29 protein-coding genes and 1 tRNA gene are annotated in these 26,152 nt (G+C 39.6%); 6 read left to right on the top strand and 24 right to left on the bottom strand.

Translation table 11 applies throughout. The features are described 5' to 3' along the window. Nucleotides 1–71 precede the first annotated feature (71 nt). The 6 genes from BLS24_RS04270 to argC are packed head-to-tail and all read right to left on the bottom strand — an operon-like array spanning nucleotide 72 to nucleotide 6,460. Nucleotides 72–1,574 carry a sugar ABC transporter substrate-binding protein gene (locus BLS24_RS04270; RefSeq protein ID WP_091756460.1) on the bottom strand — a complete coding sequence of 501 codons (1,503 nt, stop codon included), beginning with the start codon at nucleotides 1,572–1,574 and terminating at the stop codon, nucleotides 72–74. Next, on the bottom strand, nucleotides 1,571–2,770 hold the full coding sequence (locus tag BLS24_RS04265; RefSeq protein ID WP_330388192.1) for an aspartate aminotransferase family protein: 1,200 nt from the start codon (nucleotides 2,768–2,770) through the stop codon (nucleotides 1,571–1,573). Before BLS24_RS04265 ends, BLS24_RS04270 begins: the two co-directional genes overlap by 4 nt. 21 nt (nucleotides 2,771–2,791) lie before the next feature. After that, nucleotides 2,792–3,688, bottom strand: a complete 897-nt coding sequence (argB, locus tag BLS24_RS04260) for an acetylglutamate kinase (RefSeq protein WP_330388191.1) — start codon at nucleotides 3,686–3,688, stop codon at nucleotides 2,792–2,794. A 10-nt stretch (nucleotides 3,689–3,698) separates the two neighbouring features. Continuing rightward, nucleotides 3,699–4,922: a bifunctional glutamate N-acetyltransferase/amino-acid acetyltransferase ArgJ gene (gene argJ / locus BLS24_RS04255; RefSeq protein ID WP_091756458.1), complete on the bottom strand. Its 1,224-nt coding sequence runs from the start codon at nucleotides 4,920–4,922 to the stop codon at nucleotides 3,699–3,701. A 14-nt stretch (nucleotides 4,923–4,936) separates the two neighbouring features. After that, nucleotides 4,937–5,380: a GNAT family N-acetyltransferase gene (locus tag BLS24_RS04250; protein ID WP_091756456.1), complete on the bottom strand. Its 444-nt coding sequence runs from the start codon at nucleotides 5,378–5,380 to the stop codon at nucleotides 4,937–4,939. A 24-nt stretch (nucleotides 5,381–5,404) separates the two neighbouring features. Beyond that, nucleotides 5,405–6,460 (bottom strand): N-acetyl-gamma-glutamyl-phosphate reductase, encoded by a 1,056-nt coding sequence (gene argC, locus BLS24_RS04245; RefSeq protein WP_091756454.1) that lies wholly within the window; start codon nucleotides 6,458–6,460, stop codon nucleotides 5,405–5,407. Between the two features lie 265 nt (nucleotides 6,461–6,725). Between argC and BLS24_RS04240 the strand changes: the two genes are divergently transcribed. From BLS24_RS04240 to BLS24_RS04220, 5 genes are all read left to right on the top strand, one after another. Continuing rightward, nucleotides 6,726–7,949 (top strand): argininosuccinate synthase, encoded by a 1,224-nt coding sequence (locus BLS24_RS04240; RefSeq protein ID WP_072702105.1) that lies wholly within the window; start codon nucleotides 6,726–6,728, stop codon nucleotides 7,947–7,949. Between the two features lie 3 nt (nucleotides 7,950–7,952). After that, complete coding sequence (locus BLS24_RS04235) at nucleotides 7,953–8,246, top strand: DUF1294 domain-containing protein (protein WP_091756452.1); 294 nt, start codon at nucleotides 7,953–7,955, stop codon at nucleotides 8,244–8,246. A 20-nt stretch (nucleotides 8,247–8,266) separates the two neighbouring features. After that, a complete protein-coding gene (locus BLS24_RS04230; RefSeq protein WP_091756450.1) occupies nucleotides 8,267–9,019 on the top strand; it encodes a response regulator in 753 nt (250 codons plus the stop codon). 105 nt (nucleotides 9,020–9,124) lie between these two features. Then, nucleotides 9,125–9,961, top strand: a complete 837-nt coding sequence (locus BLS24_RS04225) for a DegV family protein (protein WP_091756448.1) — start codon at nucleotides 9,125–9,127, stop codon at nucleotides 9,959–9,961. A 17-nt stretch (nucleotides 9,962–9,978) separates the two neighbouring features. Continuing rightward, complete coding sequence (locus BLS24_RS04220; protein ID WP_091756446.1) at nucleotides 9,979–10,464, top strand: DUF5721 family protein; 486 nt, start codon at nucleotides 9,979–9,981, stop codon at nucleotides 10,462–10,464. Nucleotides 10,465–10,469: 5 nt separating this feature from the next. Here BLS24_RS04220 and BLS24_RS04215 read toward each other — a convergent pair whose 3' ends face one another. From BLS24_RS04215 to BLS24_RS04130, 18 genes are all read right to left on the bottom strand, one after another. Continuing rightward, entirely contained in the window at nucleotides 10,470–10,829 is a 360-nt protein-coding gene (locus tag BLS24_RS04215) for an Hpt domain-containing protein (RefSeq protein WP_091756444.1), read from the bottom strand. 84 nt (nucleotides 10,830–10,913) lie between these two features. Further along, nucleotides 10,914–11,987: a peptide chain release factor 1 gene (gene prfA, locus BLS24_RS04210; protein WP_091756442.1), complete on the bottom strand. Its 1,074-nt coding sequence runs from the start codon at nucleotides 11,985–11,987 to the stop codon at nucleotides 10,914–10,916. 48 nt (nucleotides 11,988–12,035) lie between these two features. After that, complete coding sequence (gene prmC, locus BLS24_RS04205) at nucleotides 12,036–12,875, bottom strand: peptide chain release factor N(5)-glutamine methyltransferase (protein ID WP_091756440.1); 840 nt, start codon at nucleotides 12,873–12,875, stop codon at nucleotides 12,036–12,038. Between the two features lie 6 nt (nucleotides 12,876–12,881). Next, nucleotides 12,882–13,940 carry a DUF1385 domain-containing protein gene (locus BLS24_RS04200; RefSeq protein WP_091756438.1) on the bottom strand — a complete coding sequence of 353 codons (1,059 nt, stop codon included), beginning with the start codon at nucleotides 13,938–13,940 and terminating at the stop codon, nucleotides 12,882–12,884. An 81-nt stretch (nucleotides 13,941–14,021) separates the two neighbouring features. Beyond that, entirely contained in the window at nucleotides 14,022–14,228 is a 207-nt protein-coding gene (gene rpmE / locus BLS24_RS04195; protein ID WP_026488091.1) for a 50S ribosomal protein L31, read from the bottom strand. A gap of 109 nt (nucleotides 14,229–14,337) precedes the next feature. Further along, nucleotides 14,338–14,961 carry an RNA polymerase sporulation sigma factor SigH gene (gene sigH, locus BLS24_RS04190; protein WP_091756436.1) on the bottom strand — a complete coding sequence of 208 codons (624 nt, stop codon included), beginning with the start codon at nucleotides 14,959–14,961 and terminating at the stop codon, nucleotides 14,338–14,340. A gap of 1 nt (nucleotide 14,962) precedes the next feature. Beyond that, on the bottom strand, nucleotides 14,963–15,712 hold the full coding sequence (gene rlmB, locus BLS24_RS04185) for a 23S rRNA (guanosine(2251)-2'-O)-methyltransferase RlmB (RefSeq protein WP_091756434.1): 750 nt from the start codon (nucleotides 15,710–15,712) through the stop codon (nucleotides 14,963–14,965). A 15-nt stretch (nucleotides 15,713–15,727) separates the two neighbouring features. Beyond that, nucleotides 15,728–16,165, bottom strand: a complete 438-nt coding sequence (locus BLS24_RS04180) for a Mini-ribonuclease 3 (RefSeq protein WP_091756432.1) — start codon at nucleotides 16,163–16,165, stop codon at nucleotides 15,728–15,730. Then, complete coding sequence (gene cysS / locus BLS24_RS04175; protein ID WP_091756430.1) at nucleotides 16,150–17,574, bottom strand: cysteine--tRNA ligase; 1,425 nt, start codon at nucleotides 17,572–17,574, stop codon at nucleotides 16,150–16,152. The genes BLS24_RS04180 and cysS overlap by 16 nt, the downstream gene beginning before the upstream one ends. Nucleotides 17,575–17,599: 25 nt before the next feature. Then, entirely contained in the window at nucleotides 17,600–18,145 is a 546-nt protein-coding gene (gene ispF / locus BLS24_RS04170) for a 2-C-methyl-D-erythritol 2,4-cyclodiphosphate synthase (protein WP_091756428.1), read from the bottom strand. A 49-nt stretch (nucleotides 18,146–18,194) separates the two neighbouring features. Next, on the bottom strand, nucleotides 18,195–18,500 hold the full coding sequence (locus tag BLS24_RS04165; protein WP_091756426.1) for an AzlD domain-containing protein: 306 nt from the start codon (nucleotides 18,498–18,500) through the stop codon (nucleotides 18,195–18,197). Continuing rightward, nucleotides 18,493–19,209, bottom strand: coding sequence for an AzlC family ABC transporter permease (locus tag BLS24_RS04160; protein WP_091756424.1), 717 nt, complete (start codon nucleotides 19,207–19,209; stop codon nucleotides 18,493–18,495). Before BLS24_RS04160 ends, BLS24_RS04165 begins: the two co-directional genes overlap by 8 nt. A gap of 23 nt (nucleotides 19,210–19,232) precedes the next feature. After that, the gene (locus tag BLS24_RS04155; RefSeq protein WP_091756422.1) at nucleotides 19,233–20,426 is read right to left on the bottom strand and encodes an alanyl-tRNA editing protein; all 1,194 of its coding nucleotides are present in this window, start codon (nucleotides 20,424–20,426) and stop codon (nucleotides 19,233–19,235) included. 83 nt (nucleotides 20,427–20,509) lie between these two features. Next, nucleotides 20,510–21,028: a CarD family transcriptional regulator gene (locus tag BLS24_RS04150; RefSeq protein ID WP_176764326.1), complete on the bottom strand. Its 519-nt coding sequence runs from the start codon at nucleotides 21,026–21,028 to the stop codon at nucleotides 20,510–20,512. A 140-nt stretch (nucleotides 21,029–21,168) separates the two neighbouring features. Further along, on the bottom strand, nucleotides 21,169–21,723 hold the full coding sequence (locus BLS24_RS04145) for a GNAT family N-acetyltransferase (protein WP_091756418.1): 555 nt from the start codon (nucleotides 21,721–21,723) through the stop codon (nucleotides 21,169–21,171). A 1-nt stretch (nucleotide 21,724) separates the two neighbouring features. Continuing rightward, nucleotides 21,725–22,162, bottom strand: coding sequence for a hypothetical protein (locus BLS24_RS04140; protein WP_091756416.1), 438 nt, complete (start codon nucleotides 22,160–22,162; stop codon nucleotides 21,725–21,727). Beyond that, nucleotides 22,159–23,988 carry an EAL domain-containing protein gene (locus tag BLS24_RS04135; RefSeq protein ID WP_176764325.1) on the bottom strand — a complete coding sequence of 610 codons (1,830 nt, stop codon included), beginning with the start codon at nucleotides 23,986–23,988 and terminating at the stop codon, nucleotides 22,159–22,161. The genes BLS24_RS04140 and BLS24_RS04135 overlap by 4 nt, the downstream gene beginning before the upstream one ends. A gap of 107 nt (nucleotides 23,989–24,095) precedes the next feature. Next, nucleotides 24,096–25,403: an alpha-amylase family glycosyl hydrolase gene (locus tag BLS24_RS04130; protein ID WP_091756412.1), complete on the bottom strand. Its 1,308-nt coding sequence runs from the start codon at nucleotides 25,401–25,403 to the stop codon at nucleotides 24,096–24,098. Between the two features lie 201 nt (nucleotides 25,404–25,604). Between BLS24_RS04130 and BLS24_RS04125 the strand changes: the two genes are divergently transcribed. Next, nucleotides 25,605–25,678, top strand: a tRNA-Met gene (locus BLS24_RS04125). The last annotated feature ends 474 nt before the right edge of the window (nucleotides 25,679–26,152 follow it).

The following is a 26,152-nucleotide window of genomic DNA, read 5'->3' as shown; positions in this document are numbered from 1 at the left end:
CAGATAAGAGGACCCCGCCATGCATTATTTTATTCTAGACGATTGTAAGCAAATTAGCAAGTGATAACAGATCAATCACTCTCTTCAGTAAGACCTTCTGTAATAGACCCATCATCAGGATCTGGAAGAGTCTCTTCAGTGTAAGCATCACCTGTAACCTGAGTCATAATGTTCTCAGATACTTCCTTAAGGATACTATTACAATCTCCTCCATTCCAAATGTCTGTAAAGGCTATCTCAAGCTGCATCCAAAGGTTGCTGGTCTCAATAGTCTTTGGCATAGGAACTGAATTGCTGTATACCTTAACAAATGTGTCAAGGTTGGAATCATCATAGTTAACGCCGCCGTGGGCTGCAACCTTGCCACCAAGCTTATAGATATCTCCTGAATCATCGTTGAGAAGATACTTGGCAAAAGAGTTCGCTTCAGAAGGATGTTCTGAATAACCGTTAACTACGATACACTGGGTAACGGACATTGTTCTAGTACTAAACTTCTGAGAAAGAGCTGGAATCTCAGCTACAGCAAACTCGTACTTGCAGTCTCCAGAAGCCTGAGCAGCTTGTATCTTAGCAAGAATATCTGTTGTTGCTACTGTAAATACAATTTTACCATTAATGAAATCATCTGTAACCTTATTGTAATCAATATCATCTGCATCGATAGCAAAGAACTGATTGAGAAGCTGATAAATCTTCATACAGCTAATGGTATCTGTGTTGTAAATATCTATCTGAGCAACGTCATCACCGGCTTCGCCGCCTACGTTCATATAATTACCTACAAAGAAATAATTATAAAATATATCTGTAACATCCCATTTAAAAATAGAATCCACTCCGTCGGGTACATTGTAGCTCAAGGAGAATTTCAAAATATCAGCAATTGAATGAGGGATTGAATCCTTTACATACTGATCGATCTGCTCCTGAGAGATTTCTTCATCCACTACTTCTTCTGATGAAGCTTTAGTATCTGTTGTTGATGCTGACTCAGATGAAGCATCAACTTCTTCCTGAGCAGCCTCTCCACTTGCCTTGTCGATCTCGGCTGCAATATTCTCTCTTGCCATATCATCAAGATATGTCTTGTTATAAATGAGAGAACTTGTCTCAAAGTAGAATGGATAGGCTATGAACTTGTCCTTGTATGTAACAGAATTAATGGCTGCCGCCGGAAAAACTTCCGGGTTAAGATAAGCAGCACCATTGTCAATTTCAAGAGCAAGTCCTGCAAGATAAGCTTTTTCAAGGGAATCGTTTGTAATTATAAAAAGATCTGGATAATTGTCATCTTCCAAAGATGCCTTATTGATGTTTTCAAGATATTCAAGACCAGAAACAAGAACAGGTTCGATCCTGACCTTTTTGCTAGACTCAGAATAAGCCACTGCCCTACTCTGAAGGTATGGAGTGAGGGCGTCATCCGTATACCATATTCTGACAGTAGTCTTTTTCTTTTCAAAGAATGATCTATCTTCAAAGACACTCTGTCCCAGGTGGGCATAGATCAAAGTGCCCACCAAAGTACAAAGTAATAATATTACTGAAAAAATTCTAATCCTTGCTTTCATAAACTCCCCAGACATGAGTTTAAGATCTCTATCATGTCATCCACGTTTTTCTTTGTAATTACGAGGGGTGGCACAAATCTTATGATCTCAGCGCCTGCGTTTATCAAAATAAGACCATTTTCGAGAGCTTTATTGATAACATCAGCAACGGGCCTGTTAAATACAAGTCCCTGCATCAGACCTACGCCTCTTCTAGTTAAGATAAAATCATATTTTTCTACAAGCTCATCAAGGCGTTTTTCAAGATATGGTGCTACCTCATTCACATTCTCTATTATATTGTCCTGCTTAAATAAATCAAGAACTTTGTTAATAGCAGAGCATGCAAATGGGTTTCCGCCATAGGTTGTTCCATGATCTCCCGCAACAAGTGAATTAGCTCCAACTTTTTCTGTCATAAGGAAGGCTCCCACAGGTACTCCGCAGCCCAAAGCCTTAGCAGTTGTCATGATATCTGGCTTGATACCATATCTCTGCCAAGCAAACATTGAGCCTGTTCTTCCCATTCCGCACTGGATCTCATCAAGGATCAGCAAGATATCCCTCTCGTCGCATAATTTCCTAACTTTAGTAAGGAACTCTTTATCTGCTGGGAAAATGCCGCCCTCTCCCTGAACTGTCTCCATTATAATAGCGCAAGTTTTTTCATTTACGCAGGCAAGAACGCTTTCAAAGTCATTTAGATCAGCAAATTTAATATTTCCGATCATTGGTTCAAAAGCTTCTCTATAATGTGGATTTCCTGTTACTGATAAAGCTCCAAAAGTTCTTCCATGGAATGAATGATTCATGGCAATGATCTCATGATCATTTTTGCCATCCTTAAGATATGCATATTTTCTTGCTGCCTTAAGTGCCCCTTCCACAGCCTCAGCTCCACTGTTTGTAAAGAACACCCTATCCATCTGGGATACTTCCTTAAGCTTCTTGGCAGCTTCGATAGCTGGTACATTATAATAGTAATTAGATGTATGAAGAAGCTTATCTATCTGGTTTTTCAGCGCATCATTGTAATCCTTGTAGTTGTAGCCAAAGGCAAACACAGCTATTCCAGCTACAAAGTCAAGATACTTTTTTCCATCAAGATCGTACAGATATACTCCATCACCTTTATCTAGAACAATCTGATATCTGTTATAGGTATGAAGAAGCGCCTTTTCAGCCTCATCTATGTATTTCTTCATTGTTTCGCTCATGTCATTCTCCTTGATTCAAGATCACTCATTTTCAGCGAGGTCATCATTATCAGCCATAAACATGGTTCCAACACCCTTATTAGTAAAGATTTCAAGCAAAATGCAATGTGGTATCCTTCCATCAAGGATATGCACTCTATTAACGCCTTCTTTTATGGCATCAGTGCAGTTATTAAGCTTTGGAAGCATTCCTCCGCCTATGTTGCCTCCTGCGATCAGCGCATCTGCCTCTGAACATGTAAGCCTTGAGATAAATGTAGACTTATCATTTATGTCTTTATAAACACCTTCAATATCCGTAAGGAATGCAAGCTTGTCAGCTCCAACAGCCTTGGCGATCGCACAAGCAGCGTCATCAGCATTGATATTGTAAGTATCAAAATTATCATCAAGTCCGATAGGTGCAATGATTGGAAGGTAATCATTATCAAGAAGGTCGAATAACACTTCCGGATTGACCTTATCAACCTCTCCTACAAAGCCAATATCTTGGCCATCAGAGTATTTCTTGGTAACATGCAGTAGGCCAGAATCCTTGCCACTTATACCTATTGCCTTAACTCCAAGCTCCTGAACCATTGTCACAAGCTGCTTATTGACTCTTCCAAGAACCATCTCTGCTATTTCCATGGTCTCTTCGTCAGTCACACGAAGTCCATTAACAAACTGAGCCTCTTTTCCTACCTTTGATACCCATGAGCTAATGGCTTTGCCTCCACCATGGACGATGATAGGCTTAAGTCCTACAAGCTTTAAAAGAGTAACGTCTGTTATTACATTCTTTTGAAGTTCCTCATTACTCATAGCACTTCCGCCATATTTTACTACTATGATCTTCTTGTTGAATTTCTGAATATAAGGAAGAGCCTCTACAAGCACTTCCGCTTTTTTAAGTACGCTTTCCATATCCTTATCCATAATCTTCTCCTTAGCTTCTGTAATCAGCATTTATCTTGACATAATCATATGTAAGATCGCATCCCCAAGCTGTAGCCTCAGCATCTCCTTCATGCATATCAACAAAAACAGTTACTTCGTGAGCCTTCATAATATGAAGTGCTTTATCTTCATCAAATTCAATTGGAGTTCCCTTATGAAAAACTTCTAATCTACCATTCTCACTTTCAAAGAACAGTTCCACATCGTTTTGATCAAAATCAGCACCAGAATATCCCATAGCACAAAGGAATCTTCCAAAGTTCGCATCGCAGCCATAAATAGCAGCCTTTGAGAGATTAGAACCTACAATTGATCTAGAAAGTGTTCTTGCATCAGCCTTGGACTTAGCATTCACAACCTTTGCTTCAAAAAGCTTTGTTGCGCCTTCTCCATCAGAAGCCATCTTCTTTGCAAGGAAGGTACAAACAAAGGAAAGAGCTTCTTTGAATGTTTCATAGTCTTTTCCTTTTTCCTTGATGCAGCTATTTCCTGCAAGGCCATTTGCCATGCATATAAGCGTATCGTTTGTAGATGTGTCTCCATCAACAGTTATCATGTTAAAAGAATCCTCAACTACGCTACTTACTGCCTCCTGCAAAAGACTCTTTTCTATAGAAATATCAGTTGTAAGGAAAGCGAGCATCGTGCACATATTAGGATGTATCATTCCTGAGCCCTTACTCATTCCTCCAAGAGTGACATTCTTTCCATCAATATCAAATGTTACTGCAATTTCCTTATTTACAGTATCTGTGGTCATTATAGCTTTTGATGCATCTGTTCCAGCGCTTATACTCTCATCAAGTGTTTTGCTCATCATTCCAACACCAGCAACAAGCTTATCAACAGGAAGCTGCATTCCAATAACTCCCGTAGAAGCAACTGCAACAGATGTATAAGGAACCTTAAGACTTTCTTCTACTGCCTTTGCAGTAGCTTCGCAGGCATCAAAGCCTTCTTTGCCAGTGCAAGCATTGGCAATTCCTGAATTGATGACCACTGCATGCATTGCATCTCCAGACTTTACTATTTTTTGATCCCACTGTACGCATGCGGCCTTAACAACATTTGTAGTAAAGGTTCCTGCGCAGACACATGGCTCCTTAGAAAAGACAAGCGCCATATCCGTTCTATCTTTGTACTTGATATTTGCTTCGCAGCTACTTGCTGCAAAACCCTTCGCTGCAGTTACACCGCCCTCAATAATATTCATGCTCTCATCTCCCGTCATTTATTAAAGATAGTAAGATTATTCTCATTTAAAACAAAATCGTAATAGTTCATGTCACTTCGCAGGTTCCATCCCATCTTTTGCCAGAACTTATTGCCGACTTCATTAGTAACAAAGGCATTGAGGCACACCTTATTTATATGCTCTTCCTTTAGCTTTGCTACGCAAAACTCTACCATTTTCTTGCCTATACCATGCATTCTGTACTTTTCGCTCACGCATACATGATATAGACAAGCTCTCCTTCCATCATGGCCGCATAAAATAGCACCCACTATCTTTCCATCCTCGACATCTACTGCGCTTGTTGTTGGATTTCTTTTCAAAAATCTCTCAACACCTTCCTTGGAATCATCCATAGATCTGATTCCAAATCCATGGATCGACATCCAAAGCGAATAAACTTCATCATAATCATCGATAGTCATTACACGAACCATAGTCTCACCTGCTGTCTTTCTGATTTATGGGAAAAGAGGTACTATCTTAAGTCCTGTATCCTCTTTAAGTCCAAACAAGATGTTCATATTCTGAACCGCCTGTCCAGCTGCGCCCTTTACAAGATTATCTATAGCGCCCATCATTATGATCCTTCCTGTGCGCTCATCGATCTTAAATCCGATATCCACATAGTTACTGCCTTCAACCCATCTGGTCTCTGGGTAAACACCATCACCAAGGACCCTGATGAATTCTTCATTTCCATAGTACTTTTCATATGCAGCCTTAATATCTTCTGAAGTAGGAAGACTTCCATCCTTCTTTGGTAAAAGAGTTGCATACTCTGTAGCCAGGATTCCTCTATTCATAGGAACTAAGTGAGGCGTGAAATTTATAAGGATCTCTTTTCCTGCTGCATATCCAAGCTGTTCTTCAATCTCAGGAGTATGTCTGTGACCAGCAACTCCATAAGGCTTGCAGCTCTCATTAACTTCGCAGTACAGGTTATTAACCTTTGCCCCTCTTCCAGCACCTGAAACACCACTTAAGGCATCTACTATAAGAGTAGTTGTATCAATTAGTCCCTCTTTTACAAGCGGATAAGCTGTAAGTATTGAGCAAGTTGTGTAGCAACCTGGGTTAGCGATGAGCCTTGCATTTTTTATCTTGTCTCTATTTATCTCACAAAGGCCATAAACCGCTTCATCTATATATTCAGGAGCTTTATGCTCAATCTTGTACCATTTCTCATATACTGATACATCCTTAAGTCTAAAGTCCGCTGAAAGGTCTATGATCTTGACCTTACTAAGTATCTCTTCATTAACAAGGCTTGCACAAAGTCCCTGTGGTGTAGCCGTAAAAATTACATCTACTTCTTTTGCAAGTGCATCCATATTGTCATCTAAGCATTTTGCATCCACCATCTTAAAGAAGTTTCCGAAAATGCTGCTGTACTTCTCATCTATATAGCTTCTAGATCCGTACCATACAACCTCTGCTTCAGGATGTCCCATAATAAGTCTTACTATTTCAGCCCCTGCATAACCAGTTGCTCCAATAATCCCAACTTTGATCATTTTATTCATCCTTCCTTTATATGGAATATTTGTAAAAAACAAGCTCAAAACCTTGTATAAACAAGCTCAGTATACGACCGTAAAAAAAATAATGCAATAGGTTTTTTAAATATTTATGCAGGAAATTTATGATTTTTAAATATTTATGCATTTTTCTATTGCATTTTATGCATAAGTGTTTTATATTATGGTCAAGTGCTACTAAACGTGCACCAATAAAACAGATTATCGAAAAATAACATAAAGAAAGATGAGGAGAAATGATATGGCAAAAGAAAAGGTAATTCTAGCGTACTCTGGTGGACTTGATACAACAGCTATCATTCCATGGCTCAAGGAGAACTTCGATTATGAAGTTGTATGCGTATGCATCGACTGTGGACAGGAAGAAGAACTTGATGGACTTGAAGAAAGAGCTACAAGCTGCGGCGCAAGTAAACTTTACATTTTAGATGTAGTTGATGAATTCTGCGACGAATATGTAGTTCCTTGTGTTATGGCACATGCTGTTTATGAGAATAAGTACCTTTTAGGAACATCAATGGCTCGTCCACTCATCGCAAAAAAGCTCGTTGAGATAGCAAGAAAAGAAGGCGCTGTTGCTATCTGCCACGGTGCTACTGGTAAAGGAAATGATCAGATCCGTTTTGAGCTTGGTATCAAAGCCCTTGCTCCAGATATCAAGATCATTGCTGCTTGGAGAAATGACAAGTGGACTATGGATTCTCGTGAATCTGAGATTGAATACTGCAAAGCACATGGAATCAATCTTCCATTCTCTGCTGATTCAAGCTATAGCCGCGATAGAAACCTCTGGCACATTTCTCACGAAGGTCTTGAGCTTGAAGATCCTTCAAAGGAGCCAAATTACAAGCATCTCTTAGTACTTGGCAAGACTCCTGAGGATGCTCCTGACACTCCAACAACTGTCACAATGACATTTGAGGGCGGTATTCCAAAGTCAGTAAATGGTAAAGAAATGAAGGTTTCTGATATCATCAGAACACTTAATAAACTTGGTGGCGAAAATGGTATCGGTATCGTCGATATCGTAGAGAACCGTGTAGTAGGCATGAAATCTCGTGGTGTTTATGAGACTCCTGGCGGAACTATTCTCTACGAGGCACATCAACAGCTTGAGGAGTTGATTTTAGACCGCGATACCTATACAATGAAGAAAGATATGGGCAACAAGTTTGCTGATATAGTTTATGAAGGGAAATGGTTCACTCCTCTTCGCGAAGCACAGCAGGCATTTATTGAGTCAACTCAGAAATATGTCACTGGTGAAGTTACCTTCAAGCTCTACAAAGGCAACATCATCAAGGCTGGAACCAAGTCTCCATATTCTCTCTACAACGAGAGCATTGCTTCATTTAAGACTGGTGATCTTTATGACCACCACGATGCAGAAGGCTTCATCAATCTCTTTGGCCTCTCATCCAAGGTTCGCGCTATGAAGATGCAGGAAGTGGAAAACAACAAGTAATCAATGAATTCGCTTTTTTACATAATAATATATTTTGTAGTTATAAATATTTTTGGGTTTGCCTTAATGGGAATTGATAAGAGGAGGGCGCGCAAAAGCGCCTTCCGCATTCCTGAGGCGACCCTTTTTTCTGTGGCAATAATAGGTGGCGCCTTAGGTTCTACCATTGGTATGTTCTTCTTTAAGCACAAGACCAAGCACTGGTACTTCAAATTCGGTCTGCCACTTATTTTCCTTATTCAGATAGTAATTATTGTTGTTCTTTTCTTTTTACCGCTTGAGATCAGATTTATCTAAAACTACTGTGAGGTACACTTATGCATATAGCCGTATGTGATGACAACATTGCTGATAGAAAGCAAACAGAAAGATTATTAGGAAGACAGTCTGACCGTATTTTTAAAGAATCCGGCGAAAGACTCTATATAGATTCCTATGGAAATGTGGATGCCTTCATGATCCATCCTCAGATGTACCATGGTCTTTTTGTTGACATGACATCCAGTGAAAAAAATGGCATTGAGATTGCTAAGATGCTATTAGAATGCGGTGTGACCAAACCGATCATACTCTGCTCTTCTACCATTGATTACAAAAAAGAAGCAGAAAAAGCAGGTTTAAATGAAGACAATATTCTTTTTCTTAATAAGCCCATCAAAGTAGCTGAGCTTACCGAGGTCATGGACAAGATAAAGCTCATGATGGGTGATCCTATCAAGGTTTTGGAGCTTCGTGGTCAAAAAGACACTGTTTACGCAAAGGGTGATGATATCATCTGCGTAAAAAAGAAAGGCTCAGAGCTTGAGATCACTCTTACAGAAGGTAAGTCTATCTCTATCATTGCTGATATCTACAATTTCTACGATCAATGTGCCATTTTTCCACAGATCTGCCCTGTATCAGACGCAGGTCTTATCAATATCAATCACATTGCCTCTACCTCTTTTGGCAAAGTGACCCTTGATAATGGCATGACACTAAACATCTCACTTATTTACAGAAATTCAATCAAACAGGCAAAAGAACTCTTAAAAGAACTCCAAGCACAGACAAATTCTGACAGGAATTAACGACATAAAGAATTCACTATTATGAGGTTTACCTGTCGATTTTATCGTGGTATCATCAATATGTAGTATTTAATACTACGTCCAATAACATTACCTGGAGGACCTATGAGTTTTAAAATTGTAGTAGACAGCTGTTGTGATCTACCAGCTGAATACAAAAAAGATCCCAGATTCGAAGTTGTACCGCTTATTTTACAGGTGGATGAGCACGTTATAGTAGATGATGACACTTTCAACCAGCAGGACTACCTTGCTAAGGTTGCTGCTTCTCCTGAATGTGCCAAGACTGCATGCCCATCTCCTGAATTATATATGAAGGCTTATGATTGTGATGCAGAGGATATTTACGTGGTCACTCTTTCTTCCAAGTTAAGTGGCAGTTATAACAGTGCTCTTCTTGGCAAGAATCTTTATCTTGAAGAGATCGGTGAAAAGAACATTCACATCATCGACTCATTATCTGCAAGTAGCGGTGAAGTAAATATTGCCTACAAAATCGTTGATCTTGTAGAGTCTGGTCTTAAATTTGAAGATGTTGTTACTAAGATTGAGGAATACCGCGATGAAATGAGCACATTCTTTGTTTTGGATTCTCTTGAAACCCTTCGCAAGAATGGACGCCTTTCAGGTATGAAGGCATTAGTTGCTACTACCCTCAACATCAAGCCTATCTGCTACGGTACAAATGGTTCTATTGACCAGCGCGGACAGGGAATCGGCATGAAAAAAGCCCTCGTAAAGATGGCTGATATCATTGCCGCTGAAGTAAAAAATCCAGAAGAAAAAAGAGTTATGATCGCTCATGTTAACTGCTATGAAAGAGCTTGTGTTGTCAGAGACCTTATTATCAAGAACACTCCTTTCAAAGAAGCTGTCATCTTGGATACAGCCGGCGTTTCAACGACATATGCCGGAGATGGTGGTATCGTAGTTACATACTGATCATACCGGAGAAATAAATGATCGCACTAAAAGTAAAGCAGCAAAAAGTATTTATGGCTAAGCTTCTCACCACAGAAGCTTTTGATGATTTCCTTGTAACAGAAGCCACGATAGATACCTATAACACCTTTCATATCGATGGCAAAATCAATAAAGAGTTCTATCAAGACGGCGAGCTTCCAGATACAGATTATTCTAAATGGTCTACTATCCGTCCTATCGCTTTAGAGCTCATCAAAGGTAAGATAACTCCTTTAGGTTTTAAGTTTGTTCTTCAGTTAGATTCCAAAAGAAAAGAAGAACTTCTAAAAAACAGCGACGCCGGTCTAAATCCTGATCAGGTAAGCCTCGGCATCAATATTCGCTTTGCAAATGGAGAAGTTATCATCACTACTGGAATCTCCTATAGCCTTTTTACTCTTGATAAAAGTGCAGAAAAGGCTTGGGATGAATATATCCCAAGCCTTTTAGATTCATATGATATTCCAAACGATATTCTTTGATCATCTCAAGTATTATATTTCTGCAAGATAGCAATAAGAGCGTCGTATTTGGGCTTTATCTGGTTGTACTTCTCTTCATAACCATCCATAGAGCCCGCTCTTAATATCTCTGTAAGCTCACAAACCGGAGTAATAAATCCCTTAAGTCCCAAATTGGCGCCTACGCCCTTTAGAGTATGTACTGCTTTAAAAGCCTCAGAAACATTACCTTCTCCAAGATACTTGGTAAGGTCGTTCATACTCTGATCATTTAGAAACTTAAACATGAATTTGGCGATCAGGTCTTCATTACCCATGAATCTGTCAAGAATCTCATCCCAATCAACGCCCCATTCAATTAGTTCAGCTTTAAATCCAGCGTCCATAGCTCTCCCACCTGTTTATGACATTGTTATAAAACGCTCAACCATAGATTAATTTTACACCATTTGGTATAACGCTTCAACATATCAATTTGAATTTAATGTGGTAAGCTTCTCAGCCTGATCAGCGGCAATAAGAGAATCAATAAGTTCATCGATATCTCCATCCATGATCTGGTCTATCTTGTAGAGAGTAAGATTGATTCTGTGATCAGTTACTCTTCCCTGATGGAAATTGTAAGTTCTGATCTTCTCAGATCTGTCTCCGCTTCCTACCTGGCTACGTCTAAGTTCTGCTTCATCGTTATGCTGTCTTGCAACTTCCATTTCATAGAGCTTGGCCCTCAGAACCTTAAGAGCCTTAGCCTTGTTTTGCTGCTGACTCTTCTCATCCTGACATGAAATAACGATTCCTGTAGGAAGATGTGTAAGTCTAACAGCAGAGTCCGTAGTATTGACGCACTGTCCACCATTTCCTGACGCTCTAAATACATCAAATTTGCAGTCATTCATATCAATATCTACTTCTACATCTTCTACTTCTGGCATGATAGCCACAGTGATGGCAGATGTATGTATACGTCCACCTGACTCAGTAGCTGGTATTCTCTGAACTCTGTGAACACCACTTTCAAACTTAAGTCTGGAGTAAGCTCCGTTTCCCTTTATCATAAAGCTTACAGCCTTGATACCGCCAATACCGATATCTTCTAAGCTCATGGTCTCAACTCGCCAGTTCTGTCTCTCAGCATATCTTGTGTATACTCTGTACATATCAGCTGCAAAAAGAGCTGCCTCATCTCCGCCCACGCCTGCTCTGATCTCAACAATAACATTTTTGTCATCATTAGGATCCTTTGGTAAAAGAAGGATCTTGAGCCTTCCTTCTATCTCAGGAAGCCTGTCCTTAGCATCAGAAAGCTCTTCTCTTAGCATTTCCTTCATATCAGGATCTGACTCCTCATCAAGCATAGCGAGAGATTCCTCTATAGTCTCTTTGCACTTCTTGTATTCTGTATAGCACTCAACAAGAGCCTCTAAGCTCTTTTGCTCTTTCATAAGGTCCCTGAACTTATTCTGATCCGAAACAACAGCTGGATCATTAAGTTCCATAGTAATATCCTCAAAACGTCTTAATATATCTTCTAATCTATCAAACATAGTCTTTTCCTCGCATATTAGTATTAACTGTCACATTAAGCCTCACAGCTAATAAAAACATGCACTAACGACTCTGTCATTGCCTGCATAATCTTTGAGGACTTGGATATCATGAAACTTACCATTAGCTTCCATAAGGCCTTTGACAGCCTCTGCCTGATCATATCCGATCTCAAGAAAAAGATATCCGCTTGAATACAGATAATCTCCGATATTATCTATGATCCTCCTATAGAATGTAAGTCCATCTGCGTCCCCATCAAGAGCAAGCCTAGGCTCATAGTCCTTTACTTCAGGAGCAAGTGTCTCAATAACATCGCTTGCGATATAAGGTGGGTTAGAGACCACTATATCAAACTTCTCCCCCTTGGCTGGGAAAAGATCTGTCCTTATGATCTTTGTTCTTTCATCAAGACCTAGGAGCGCCGCATTTTCTGTGGCAACAGCTATAGCCTCATCTGAAATATCTGTACATACAGCCTTTGTATTATTTGTGTAGTTCAAAAGACTAAGGGCGATACATCCAGAACCTGTGCATAGATCCAGCACTCTCATGCCATCTTCAAAGAATCTAAGAGCTTCTTCTACCAGTATTTCTGTGTCCTGCTCTGGAATAAGTACATTTTCATTGACCTTAAATGTAAGCCCCATAAAATCCCATTTTCCAAGAATATAAGCAACTGGCTCTCTTTTGGATCTTCTTTCGATAAGTTCCTGATATCTACTATTTTCTTCGTCAGATATCTCCCTATCTGGATGAGCAAATAAAGTGCTATGATCTGTGTTACATACGTATTCCAAAAGGAGTCGGGCATCCAACTTAGCTTCTGGAATTCCGACTCTCTCTAAAGTATCTGTTCCTTTTTCAAACAAATCCTTGTAATTCATAATTACTTACTCTTCATCACTACTAGCTGTATTATCTTCTAACTCGAGTTCAAGGTCATCTGTATCCTCGTCATTGTCAGAAGATGGCTCATCATCATTTAACCAACTATCATCGATCTCATAGCCAAAAGAGTCCTTAAGATACTGCTTCCAGTCAAATACAGCCTCAACAGACTTGATAGCAACCTCTATCATGCTATCATCAGGCTCCTTGGTTGTAAGCTTCTGAAGCCATAAACCTGGAGCAGAAATAAGACTGACTAAAAAGAAATCTGTTCTACCTGCAAGTCTGATAATCTCATAAGAAATACCAGAAATAACAGGGATAAGTGCTATTCTAACCACTACTCTAAGTACATAAGAGTCAACTCTTATAAAGAAGAAAAGTACGATACTAACAAGCATTACGAAAAGAATAAAGCTGCTTCCACATCTCTTGTGGAGTCTTGAGCTCTTTCTGACATTTCCTACTGTAAGAGGTCTACCCTTCTCAATACAGTTGATGCACTTGTGCTCAGCACCATGATACTGGAAAAGTCTCTTGATATCTTTCATCCTGGAAATAAGAAGGATATAAAGAATGAAGATCACAATACGAAGAACACCCTCAAAAATAGCTATTAAAGAAGTGTTTCTTACGAACTTGGCAAGGACTTCTGATAATGCATATGGAAGCACCATAAACAACGCGATGGCAAACACAAAAGATAAAAGTGTTGTAACCACCATAAGAAATGTATCCTCGTGTCCACCTGAAACCTGATCAAGTCCTTCATCAAGTTTGGATGGCTTTTCTTTTTCTTCTTCATAAAATGAAGAAGAATAGTTTAATGATTTAAGTCCAAGTATAAGAGAATCGATAAAAACGAATATTCCCCTGATAAAAGGTATGTTAAGGAGTTTGCTACCATAAGCAATACCATGGTACTCATCTATCTCCACTGCAATATCACCATCAGGCTTTCTGACAGCAACTGCATACATATCCTTATTTCTCATCATTACGCCTTCAAGAACTGCCTGTCCGCCAATTCCTGAGTAATGCTTAACTTTACGTTTTTTCATAGTCACCTCTGCATAAGATAATGGAAAAAGAAAAAGGTTGAGGCCCTAGCCTCAACCTCTCTTATTCTACATTTCTATGAATTACTGGTTGTTCATGCCGTATTTCTTGTTGAACTTATCAATACGTCCACGAGCAGATGTAGCCTTCTGCTGGCCAGTATAGAATGGATGGCACTTTGAGCAGATTTCTACGTGAATCTCACTCTTTGTTGATCCAACTGTGAATGTGTTACCGCAGTTGCAAGTAACAGTGGCCTGATGGAATTCTGGCTGAATATCCTGTCTCATCTCTTCTCACCTCTCTATATACAAAGAATCTTCTTATTAACTATAGTTACCGCTGTAACAACAGCTATATCAATATAGCATTACCAGAAATAAAAGTCAAGGGTTATTTTCATTTCCTATCCAGATACTTTTTCAGCTTGTGCCTTATTCTCTGCATAGCATTATCAGTAGACTTTTCATCTCTTCCAAGAACGGCAGATATCTTTTTTACACTCATTCCCGTAATATAAAGATCTAAAACCTGTCTTTCCAAGGAACTAAGCTCCTTGTCTATTGCCTCTTCAAGAGCCATCAGGTTTTCTTTATCAATGATCTGCTGCTCAGGTATATTGCTAGAATCTGATTCCAAGACATTTTCTAATAATCCGGAATCATCTTCATCACCATCTCTGTTAGAATACAGAGAAATGTAGCTATTTAATGGAGCATGCTTTTTTCTGGCAGAAGCCTGTATTGCTGAGTACATCTGCCTGGATATACATAGGTCCGCAAATGTCAAAAAACTGGCATCTCTACCAATGTCATAATCTCTTATGGCTTTGAATAGCCCTATCATGCCCTCCTGGATCAGATCATCCCTGTCTGCTCCAAGAATATACATGGAACCAGCCTTCTTTTTAACCAGATTCTTGTACTTATTCATACAATAATCGATCGCATCAGTCTCTTTGCCATCATGGATCCTTAAGATAAGCTGTTCATCTGTAATATCTTTAAACTTGTTTTCACTCATATTAGTTCAGTCTTTGTCTGACAATCTCAAAAGCGAGAACTCCAGTTGCAACAGAAGCATTAAGAGAATCAATATCTCCCTTCATAGGAATTGATGCGATCATATCGCACTTTTCCTTAACAAGTCTTGAAACTCCGCTTCCTTCATTACCAATAACAAGTCCTATAGAGCCCTTAAGATTAAGCTTGTACATAGTCTCTCCGCCCATATCTGCGCAGACAAACCACATTCCCTTATCCTTTAATTCCTCAATAGTCTGGGCAATGTTAGTAACCTTAGCTACTGGTGTGTAATTAATTGCTCCTGCTGAAGCCTTGGCTACTGTTGCAGTAAGTCCTACTGCTCTGTGCTTTGGAATGATAACTCCATGAGCACCAGCAAGGTTAGCAGTACGGATAATAGCACCAAGATTATGTGGATCTTCGATATTATCAAGAATAATGATAAAAGGATCCTCATTCTTGTCCTTGGCTCTCTTTAGAATATCCTCTACTTCAGCATATTCATAAGATGCAGCATAAGCAATTACGCCCTGGTGCTTGCCAGTTTCAGAAAGCTGGTCAAGGCGCTCTTTTTTAACAAAGCTTATAACAGTATCCTTATGTTTTTTGGCCTCTCTTAATATAGTCTGTACAGGACCATCCTTGCATCCATCAAGGATAAAGAGCCTGTCTATTGTCTTGCCTGAGCGAAAAGCTTCAAGTACGGCGTTACGTCCTTCTACAATTCTGCTCTCAAAATTTTCTTCCATTGTAAATCCTCATCTTTATAGAATATCAAGTTCAAGCTTCTCAATACCAAGTTTAACCAGGGCGCAGGCTCTATCCATATCATTTTTAAGATAAAGATAGCCCATTACCGCTTCAAAGCCTGTAGCCTCTAAATAGTCCATAGTAGTGGCATTTTTGGCCTTGGTATGTGGCTTGGAGTTACGGCCTCTTCTATAGATATCTTTTTCATCCTCTGTAAGCTCATCCATAACGGCAGCTACTATCTTAGCCTGTGTTGGCGCCTTAACAATGCTACTAGCCCTTGTATGAAGCTTATTAACTGCAGTATTGCCCTTATTTACCAAAATAGACCTGATGATCACATCAAAGATAGCATCTCCGATATATGCTAGTGTCAGAGGTGAATAAGTCCTGATATCCTGAGCCTTAATATTAAACTGTTCGTTTAAATAATCATTTAAACCAGCTGCCATTTTACTCCTTCTCTTGTATCCTTGATCTCTACTCCCTTTGCAAGAAGTTCGTCGCGAATAGCATCAGCTGTTGCAAAATCCTTTGCCTTTTTAGCCTCTGTTCTGCGAGCAATAGCATCAAGAATATATGCCTCAAGCTCTGGATCTACAGAAGCGCCCTCAGAAAGAGCCTTTGCATGTCCAATAAGATCAAGTGAAAGAACCTTATCAAAGCTCTCAACAAGTGCAAGCTTGGTTGCATCATTTGTATCAGCCTTAAGTGCATCATATAAAACAGTGATAGCCATAGAAGTATTAAGGTCATTAGATACAGCATCAAGGAAGCTAGCCTCAAACTTAGCTTTAACAGCCTCATCTACTGCTCCATCCTCTTTGAGCTCAGAAACTCTCTTTACAAGCTTGTTATAAACAGCTGCCACCTGGTCAAGGGCATCAAAAGAGAATTCCAAAGGTTTACGATAATGTGACTGTAAGCAGAAAAGTCTGTAAGCAAGTGGATCATAGCCTTTTTCTTTAAGTACAGATACTGTAAGAACAGCACCCTTTGACTTACTCATCTTGCCTGCTCTGTCATTTAAGTGGTTGCTGTGGAACCAGTAGTTGCACCACTTATGTCCAAGGAAGCTCTCAGACTGTGCAATCTCATTGGTGTGGTGAGGGAAGATATTATCTACGCCGCCGCAGTGAATATCAATATACTCTCCAAGGTGCTTCATTGAAATGCATGAGCACTCAATGTGCCAGCCTGGATATCCAACTCCCCATGGGCTGTCCCACTTAAGAGCCTGGTCCTCAAACTTAGACTTTGTAAACCAAAGAACAAAGTCAGTCTTATTCTTTTTATTTACGTCCTCTTCTACATCATCACGAACACCTACCTGGAGCTGCTCTTTTTCTACTTCAGAAGAGAAAACATAGTAATCATCAAGCTTGCTGGTATCAAAATATACGTTACCACCTGCAACATAAGCAAATCCCTTATCAAGAAGAACCTGCACCATGTTGATAAACTCAGGAATGCAGTTTGTAGCTGGTTCGATCACATCAGGACGCTTGTTGCCAACTGCATCAAAGTCAGTAAAGAAAGCATCTGTGTAGAACTTTGCGATTTCCATAACTGTCTTGTGTTCTCTCTTAGCACCTGCAAGCATCTTGTCTTCACCAGTATCAGCATCAGATGAAAGGTGTCCAACATCAGTGATGTTCATAACACGCTTAACATCATATCCAGCATACTCAAGTGACTTGATAAGTGCATCCTGCATGATATATGTACGGATATTTCCGATATGAGCATAGTGATAAACAGTAGGTCCGCAAGTATACATTGCTACCTTTCCTGCTTCCTTTGGAACAAAATCTTCTACCTTTCTGGATAAGGTATTGTAAAAGTTAAAATCATGAGCCATTTTGTCTATTTCTCCTTTACCTCTATTACTGGCATCCTCCGCAGCAGCCGCCCTTTGGCTCACCTGCCTGGAAGGTAACATTCTGAGCATGAAGTTCAATTGGACTTGTCAAAAGACATATTGCCTGTGAGGAAATCCCCTGTCCTTCACCGGTAAATCCAAGTCCCTCTTCTGTTGTAGCTTTAACATTTATCTGAGACAGCTCTATTCCAAGAGCATCAGCAATATTCTGTCTCATTTCATCAATATAAGGTCTCATCTTAGGAGCCTGAGCTATTATAGTAGCATCAATATTCTCAATTAGGAATCTGTTTTCGTCAAGCATCTTCCCAACCTCTTTTAAAAGAGCTATTGAATCAGCACCTTTATACTTTGGATCAGTATCAGGGAAGTGCTTGCCAATATCTCCAAGAGCAGCTGCTCCAAGGAGCGCATCCATTATAGCATGTAAAAGAACATCCGCATCTGAATGTCCAAGTAATCCCTTTTCATAAGGAATCTTAACTCCTCCGATGATAAGGTCTCTATCTTCTACCAGACGATGTACGTCATATCCCATTCCAATATGCATAATTACCTCGCATCAAAAAACTAATATAAAAATACTACCTCATAGCATATCATCTTAAAAACAATTCCACAACAAAGGCGGTAATACAGGCAAAACCTGCAACTGTAAGAAGGCTCTTTTTTTCAAAAGCCAAAATAAGCGCAACTACAAAACCAGCAATTGCTGAATATAAATGATCTGTTGCAGATAAAATTCCTGGAAACGTCATAGCTGCCAGTGTAGCATAAGGCACATAATACAAAAATGACTTAATAAAGGGACTCTTTATCTCTTTTCTGATAAGTGTCAGAGGCAGCGCCCTTATAAGATACGTAACTCCTGCCATAAGCAGGATATAAAGATATACTCTACTCATGCTCTTCCTCCTTAACTGGTGCATAGATCGCAGCTATAGCAGCTACAAGCACCGTAATGATAATGATTCTAAATCCGGAAGAAATAGCACGTAAATATGGAGCATATGTAAATATAGTAGATAAGATCATAGCGGCTACTACAACCATCAGCACCGCCTTACTGGTTCTGGTATCTGGAATGATGATCGCAATGAACATTCCGTATATCGCAAGTCCCAGACAGCTAATGATCCTCTGAGGCATTATCTGTCCAGCAAAGGCCCCAAGACCTGTGCCAAGGATCCAGCCAAAAACTGAAACAAATATAAGACCGTAAGAATATAATGGATAGAGCTTACCCTTTTTTAGAACAGAAAGAGCAAAGATCTCATCAGTAACTCCGTAGGATATTCCAAGTCTGTAGCCTGTCCCAAGCTCTGGATCAAGCTTCTGAGAAAGAGCTGTACTCATGAGCATATATCTAAGATTTATGATAAGCTGCAATATAGCCAGCTCAACAAAGCTTCCATTTCTGGCTATGATCTCAAGAGCTGAGAACTGGCCAGCACTAGTAACATTTAAAAGCGATGTCATGATAGCCTGAAATACACTCATTCCAATCTTGGAACTTTCAATCCCAAAGGCAAAAGACACTGCGATGTATCCCAGACATACTGGAATCGCATCTCTGCATCCATCCCTAAAATCTACTATTGTACCTTTTTTCATAATTCTCCTCTTATGTCAAAACCTTAAAGCTGCTCTAACTTTTTTAACAGTTCCTGTACATCGAGCTTTTCAATGCTTCCCTGGATCATCTTGGCGTTTCCGCCGCCTCTTGCAGCAAACTCATTCCCTAGTAGATCCTGAATAGCTTTAAGCTCTTTGCCTATACATCCTGTTGAGATGATATATCTATAATTATCCACACCATCGCCGGCAAATATGCCGCAATATCCACCATGTGTCTTAGAAAGCTCGTTAACCATCTTGCGCATAGTGTTTCCATCATATGTAGAAGGCTTTATCAAAAAGACATCTTCCTTCGAAGAATCTATCTCCTTTAGCTCATAACCAACAAGCTCATCCATAGCTTCTGCTAGCTTTTGTTTTGAGTTACTATTTTCATCTGAAAGCTTTTTGACAGAATCTACTATCTTACCCTCTGATGTCGTAAAGATGTTAACCAGCTCTTTTATTATATTCTGCTGGGAATTCACATATTCAAGGGCTCTCTGACCGCACAGAATATTAACTCTGACGCCTCCCTTATAATTCTGAAGCCCTACAACCTTTAAAAGGCCAATCTCTCCAGTTTTTAAAACATGGGGTGCACAGCAAGCACAGACATCGTAGCCTGGGATCGTAACTATACGCACATCTCCTGAAAGCTCCTTCTTGCTCCTATAATCAATCGTAGCAAGTCTATCTGCATCAGGAAATTCGCAGATAACCTCGATATTGGCCCAGATAGCCTTGTTGACCTCAAGCTCAATTTCTCTGATGTCTTCTTCTGTAAGAACACCGCTGTAATCCATTGTAACTTCTGAATCACTTAGATGAAATCCCACATTTTCAAAGCCAAATCTTGAATGAACTATTCCAGAAAAAATATGCTCTCCTGTGTGTTGCTGCATGTTGCTGAATCTATGATTCCAGTCAATACAGCCGTGAACTGCACATCCTTCTGCAATAGGTGAATCCGTTATATGCCTTACCAGCCCTTCGCTGGATGATATAGCTGTATGAGTCACCTTGTACTCTTTTCCACTTTCATCTGTAAGGCTTCCTATATCAGATGACTGTCCACCCTGCTCTGGAAAAAAAGCTGTTTTATCAAGAACAACCTCATACTTCCCGTTTTTACCTTCTAGGCAGGAAATTACCTTTGCGTCAAATTCCTTAATATATGCACTTTTATAATAAAGTTCTATCGTATTATTCATGGGGAATATTTTAGCATAAAACACGCTTTACTGCACTAATTAAGAATAGTGCAATTTCTTATTAAATGAAAAAGAGACTGCAATCATGCAGTCTCTAATGGTAATTGTGATAGCTCGTAGACAACTCTGCTCTTAACTTCATCTTTCTCTGTTTTGAGAGCAAAGGCCATTTCAGTATAGAGAAGCTTCTCAGCCATGTTTAAGTATTTCTCATTAAGCGTTGCGAACTTCTTACCTTCTGCCTCACGAATAGCCTTGATCTTACGTAATGCTTTGACAAGGCTCATCATTTCGTCAGCAATATTTCTTTTGACTATTTCAGCAATTGCAGGCTCAGCTTTTTTGCCCTCTGGAAGATCAATTTCTTCAATTGCCTCGATTTCGTCAATCAATCCTTCGGCTTCATCAGCGCTCATAACTTCACGAACCTTATCCTCAGCTCCATCAACTGGAACATAGAGAACACTGCCCGCATCAACGGCAGAAACCATCATGTAATACTGCTTCTCATTTCCCCTCTCAAGAAACGATGGTACAAGAATCTCTTGTACTCTACACAAACCATGATTACCGTAAATAACGCACTCTCCTACATTCAACATATTGTTCCTCCTTCTGAAAAAAACAATCTGCCATGATGTCATGAAAGCGCTTCCACCTTGAAGGATATAAAAAATTCCTACTTTTTCGGAATTTCGCGGCGTAGGATTATTATACCATAATCTTAATTATTTTGTAATAGTTAATCGTTTAATTTTTTCCATCTTTCAAAGGACATAGCGTTGATGTACTCTACTCTTTCCTCCTCCAGCATGAGTACCTTCACATGGGGTTCTACATGGTGAAAAACGAACCCGCACTTCTCCTGAACGCGCTCAGAATTGTGATTTTCCAAGAAGTAACCACAGTATATCTGGTGAAGCCTTAAGTCTTCAAAACCGTGGCGCAAAAGTTCCCTTACAGCCTCAGGTGCAATGCCCTCACCCCAGTGTGGATAGCCTACCCAGAATCCAATCTCACCTTCGCTCTGTCCAAGCCTTTTATTTTCATTGCCGTAGAGATCAAGACTGATGTTGCCTATGGGCTCGTTTTTGTGCCCCTTAAGACAGATGGCATAGGTTTCTGGCTTTTTAAACACAGTTCTGATGATGGCCTTTGAATAGCCCTCATCCAGGTGTGGTATCCAGCCAGCACTATATGCCACTCTTTCATCACTTGCATACTTATAGAGACTGGCAGCATCTTCATCCTGCCAGCCTCTTAATATCAGCCTGTCTGTCTCTAGCGTCGTCATCATATCACTGACTCATGTAAGTAAAGCCGGTCTTTGCAGTGAACACTTCAAAAGCTTTTTTGAACAAAGTAAAATAAGCTTCCTCCTTGTACATTGCTTCTGGTGCCAGGAAAAAAATTACTTGTCCACTCTTGATATCCCACTCTATGTCGTGCCTTGGATCAAGTGCATCTATATCCTTGAAAGAAAGGCCATATTTAGCTTTACAATACTCATCACGGTTTTCCATATCCATGGTAGCCTCGATGATCTGCCCCTTTATCTTTAAAAGCTGATCAAGCTGCTCAAGCATGATCTGATGAACAATATTTAGTGGAGTAAGCTCATATCCAACCAGTTTCATATCGGATATGATCCTATTAAAGTCCACCTGGCAGTACATAAATGGATCTACCTTCTTTTCACCGTAACAAAATACCGCTTCGTACAATCCCTCGTTCATCTTTTTTCTCCTTTCAAGTCTGTCAAGAATTTAATGTATTCATCTTCAGGAATTGGTCTTGAATAATAAAATCCCTGTAAGTACTCAACACCATTTTCTATAAGTATTTCGGCTTGTTCCAGAGTTTCTACACCCTCTGCCAAAATATGAAGTCCATAATCCTTAAGGAATTTGATAGTATATTTGAGCATCTTCATATTTTCCGGTTTGTTCTTATCAAGACAGTTCCAGATAAATTCCTTATCCATCTTAACTATCATATAATCCATCTTTAAAATCTCTAATAGATTCGAATATCCTGAACCAAAGTCATCCATTGAAAATGTACTTCCCCTGTCCTTGAGCTTGCGTACATTTTCTTTAAATACTTCGTCATTATTGATATACGCTGTCTCTGTGATCTCAAAGTTGATAAAGGTTGGTGGAATATGATACTTTTCCATCTTCCTGATAAGTCTGTCATAGGCCTGGAAATCTACTACTTCATTTCCTGACAGGTTTACTTCTATGGTCTGGATACCATAGCTTGAAAGATTATTCTCTGCAATAAATGAACATACCTTTTCAAAAACAAGGTCATCAATTTCAAGAATGAGGCCGCATTTTTCAGCAATTGGAATAAAGTCCTCAGGAGATATATAGTTCTCAGAATTATCTCTCTTTAATCTAACAAGGGCTTCCGCTGATGAAAAAGAGCCATCTTCCACCTTAAGAATAGGCTGATAATAAACTTCAAAGGCCTTTTCCTTAACTGCTTTTCTGACTACGTCCTCAATAGTGTTTCTATAGAGCATTTTGTCCACTACAGCTTCTGTTATTACAAGATTAGGTGAAGACTGGGTGTTAATATATTCACAGGAAACATAGCTTAGTATCTGCAGCGTCTCATCTGCTTTCTTGGAATACTTCGGAATTTCAAGTATGGAGAAAGTAAGCTTATAATTGCCGCCTCCCACCTCGTAGTTATTGATAAAATCCATGAATTCTTCTATTCGTCCAGTTTTTTTCACTATAAAGCTAAGAGTGTTCCAATCAGTAAGATATGCAGACGTTCCAAGTTTGATGCGCCCATATTCTGCTATTGTTTTCTGCACAGCTCTGAGTTCTTTGGTATCTGAACCACTTAGAACATTGGTCTTTCCTGTAAAAATTACAGATATTATGTAAAAACTTTGCTTAAGACCAAATAGTTCAAGCAAAAGAAGTGTAAAAGCATCCTTGGTCTTAACATTGATAATGGACTTTTCATATAGCTCTTTCGGATTCTCGATGACCAAAAAGAGAATGAGTCCCATGAGCATCATTGCGATGGATGATACCTGAACTCCCTTCTTAATACTCTGCAATAGTCCAAAGCAAACCCATAAAAGGAGAGCTCCTTCTAATGCAAAAAAATCTTCTCTTCTAAGTCTGCTCCTATGAATAAAGACAGATATTATAGTGACGGCGATGTAGGTAAGACCAATGGCATAACCAAGAGTTATCATTGGACCATAATTATAATAATAACCGCTCTTACTTCTTCCGTATTCTATCTTGCCAAAAAACAGTGTAACTACGCTGATAAGCATAGGAATTGCTGTCAACACAACTAGCAAATTTGAAACTATCCTGCTCTTGGTGATCTTGGAAAAAGCATATATCCATATACTATAGATAGAAACCAGCGTAGATGAAGCATAAAGCCACTGCATAGTCTTACGAAGCGACTTAAAGGATCCTGACATATCTGTAAATACAAAGCATTCTATTATCTCAATAAGAACATTGATAAAAGCCACTACCAAAAAGCCAAAAAATAGCCGCGCTGAATAAAGCTGCGGCACTGTCTTCCTCAGGTACACTAAGATCAATATTCCTAATACCAAAATTGCAACAATTGGTGAACGTATTTCCATGTATAAATTATAATATATTTCCTTTCCTGCAACAACTAATTTACATGCAAAAGGTAACCTGTGTATGGCGGAATATCAAGGCCACCACCAAAATCTATCTCTTTTCCTGTTATCATATCCGTTGCCTTGCCAGCCCTTGCATTAAAGTCTGCATGGAAAGAGTTTTCATCTGCATTTATCACTACGATAACCCTGTCAGATTCTGTTTCCCTCTCAAATATGCACTGTCTGTTTGTTAAAAGAAGTGACGTGAAGCCGCCATAACTAAGGGCCATGGACTTTTCTCTGGCTTTGCAAAGTGCTGCTATGGTATCAGTAAGGTCATTCCACTGAGGGCTATCAAAGCATGGCCTAAGAGCTGGATCTCCCTGTGACTTGTCAGCTTTTTCGCCCCACTCACTGCCATAATAGATCGTAGGAATTCCTGGCATTCCAAACATAAGAGTATAGATAAGCTTTAAATGCTCAGGCCTATTTAATACACTTGCTATTCTGCTAACATCATGGTTATCCACAAAAGAAAGGAGATGCTTGCCCTTATATAAGGTCCAGTTCTCTGGTCCAAACTGTCTAAGGAGCGAGTGAATGATCTCAAATAAATTCATGCTGTTAAGGGCTGAATGCATTCCCTTATAGCACTCATAGTTTGTAGCACTGTGGCACAGCTCATCTCCCATTATCCTGTTGTAGTCTCCGCCTATCATCTCTCCCATAAGGAAGAAATCTTCCTTGAACTTCTCAGTCTCGTAGCGAAGTCTCTTCAAAAAGTCAGTATCAACGCAGTATGCAACATCAAGTCTAAGACCGTCGATTCCAAACTCGTCGATCCAGAATTTCACACTGTCTATAAGATAATCAGCGACTGCAGGGTTACGCAAGTTAAACTTAACAAGGTCGTAATTGCCTTCCCAGCCTTCGTACCAAAGACCATCATTGTAATTACTATTGCCGTCAAAGTTTATGTTAAACCAATCCTTATACTGTGAATCCCATCTATTCTTGAGAACATCTTCAAAGCCAAAGAAGCCTCTTCCAGCATGATTAAACACTCCATCAAGAACTACTTTTATTCCCTCTTTATGGAGAGCCTTACATACCTTTTTGAAATCAGCATTGGTTCCAAGGCGCACGTCTATCTTTTTATAGTCCCTGGTGTTATATCCATGGGTATCAGACTCAAATACAGGGTTAAAGAGAATTGCACCCACTCCAAGTTTCTTAAAGTGAGGAATCCAATCTATTACCTTTAAGATCCTGTGTTCAAGTTTACCATCATTTTCAAAAGGTGCTCCGCAAAAACCTAGAGGATATATCTGATAAAAACTGGTTTCATAAGCCCACATAGCCAACTCTCCTTTACTTAATTTTGATATATTATTAATCTTAACACATATAAAGAATCGTAGTTTAGATAACTTATGTTCGACCAAGAATTCATGGGCATCTTTTTGAAAAAAATTATAAAAAATCTGTTGACAACACTATTAGTATTGAGGTATATTATGTTGGTCGGCTGCGTGAGGCAGTCAGGCACAACAACATATGGCGAGGTAGCTCAGCTGGCTAGAGCACGCGGTTCATACCCGCGGTGTCGAGGGTTCGAGTCCCCCTCTCGCTACTAAAAAGGAAAGCAATAATTGCTTTCCTTTTTTGTTGCCCTGAAATGGACCTAGGGGACGGGGTTAGTGGACCATTTTTTCAAAAAATGGTCCACTAACCCCGTCCCCTAGGTCCATTTCCGTCATCACATCAACACGCAAAAAGAAGCGATGCACCAATGAACAGGGGTCTGTCAAGTAGATAGGCCAAATAAACAAAACAAGTCAAGAGAAAAGGTGATCACTTCATTAGAGGTGGTCACCTTTTTAGATGCTGAAATCATATAGATTTGGAAATGGTGACAGTTTGAACTGTCACTATAATCCTTGGTCTGCTTAATGACTACTTTATCTGTCATGGAATGCCAGTCAACCCTGCGCTATGCGCACCGCGAAGCGGCTGCGGGGTTGACAGACATTCCATGGCAGATATTCTGTAGTCAAGCAGATCAAGGATATTTGTGCGCTTGGCGCACTTTATTCAAGGCCAGTAG

It is taken from the genome of Butyrivibrio sp. INlla18 (assembly GCF_900103635.1).
Lineage (GTDB): Bacteria > Bacillota > Clostridia > Lachnospirales > Lachnospiraceae > Butyrivibrio.
This window is presented reverse-complemented; position numbering and strand designations above follow the sequence as displayed.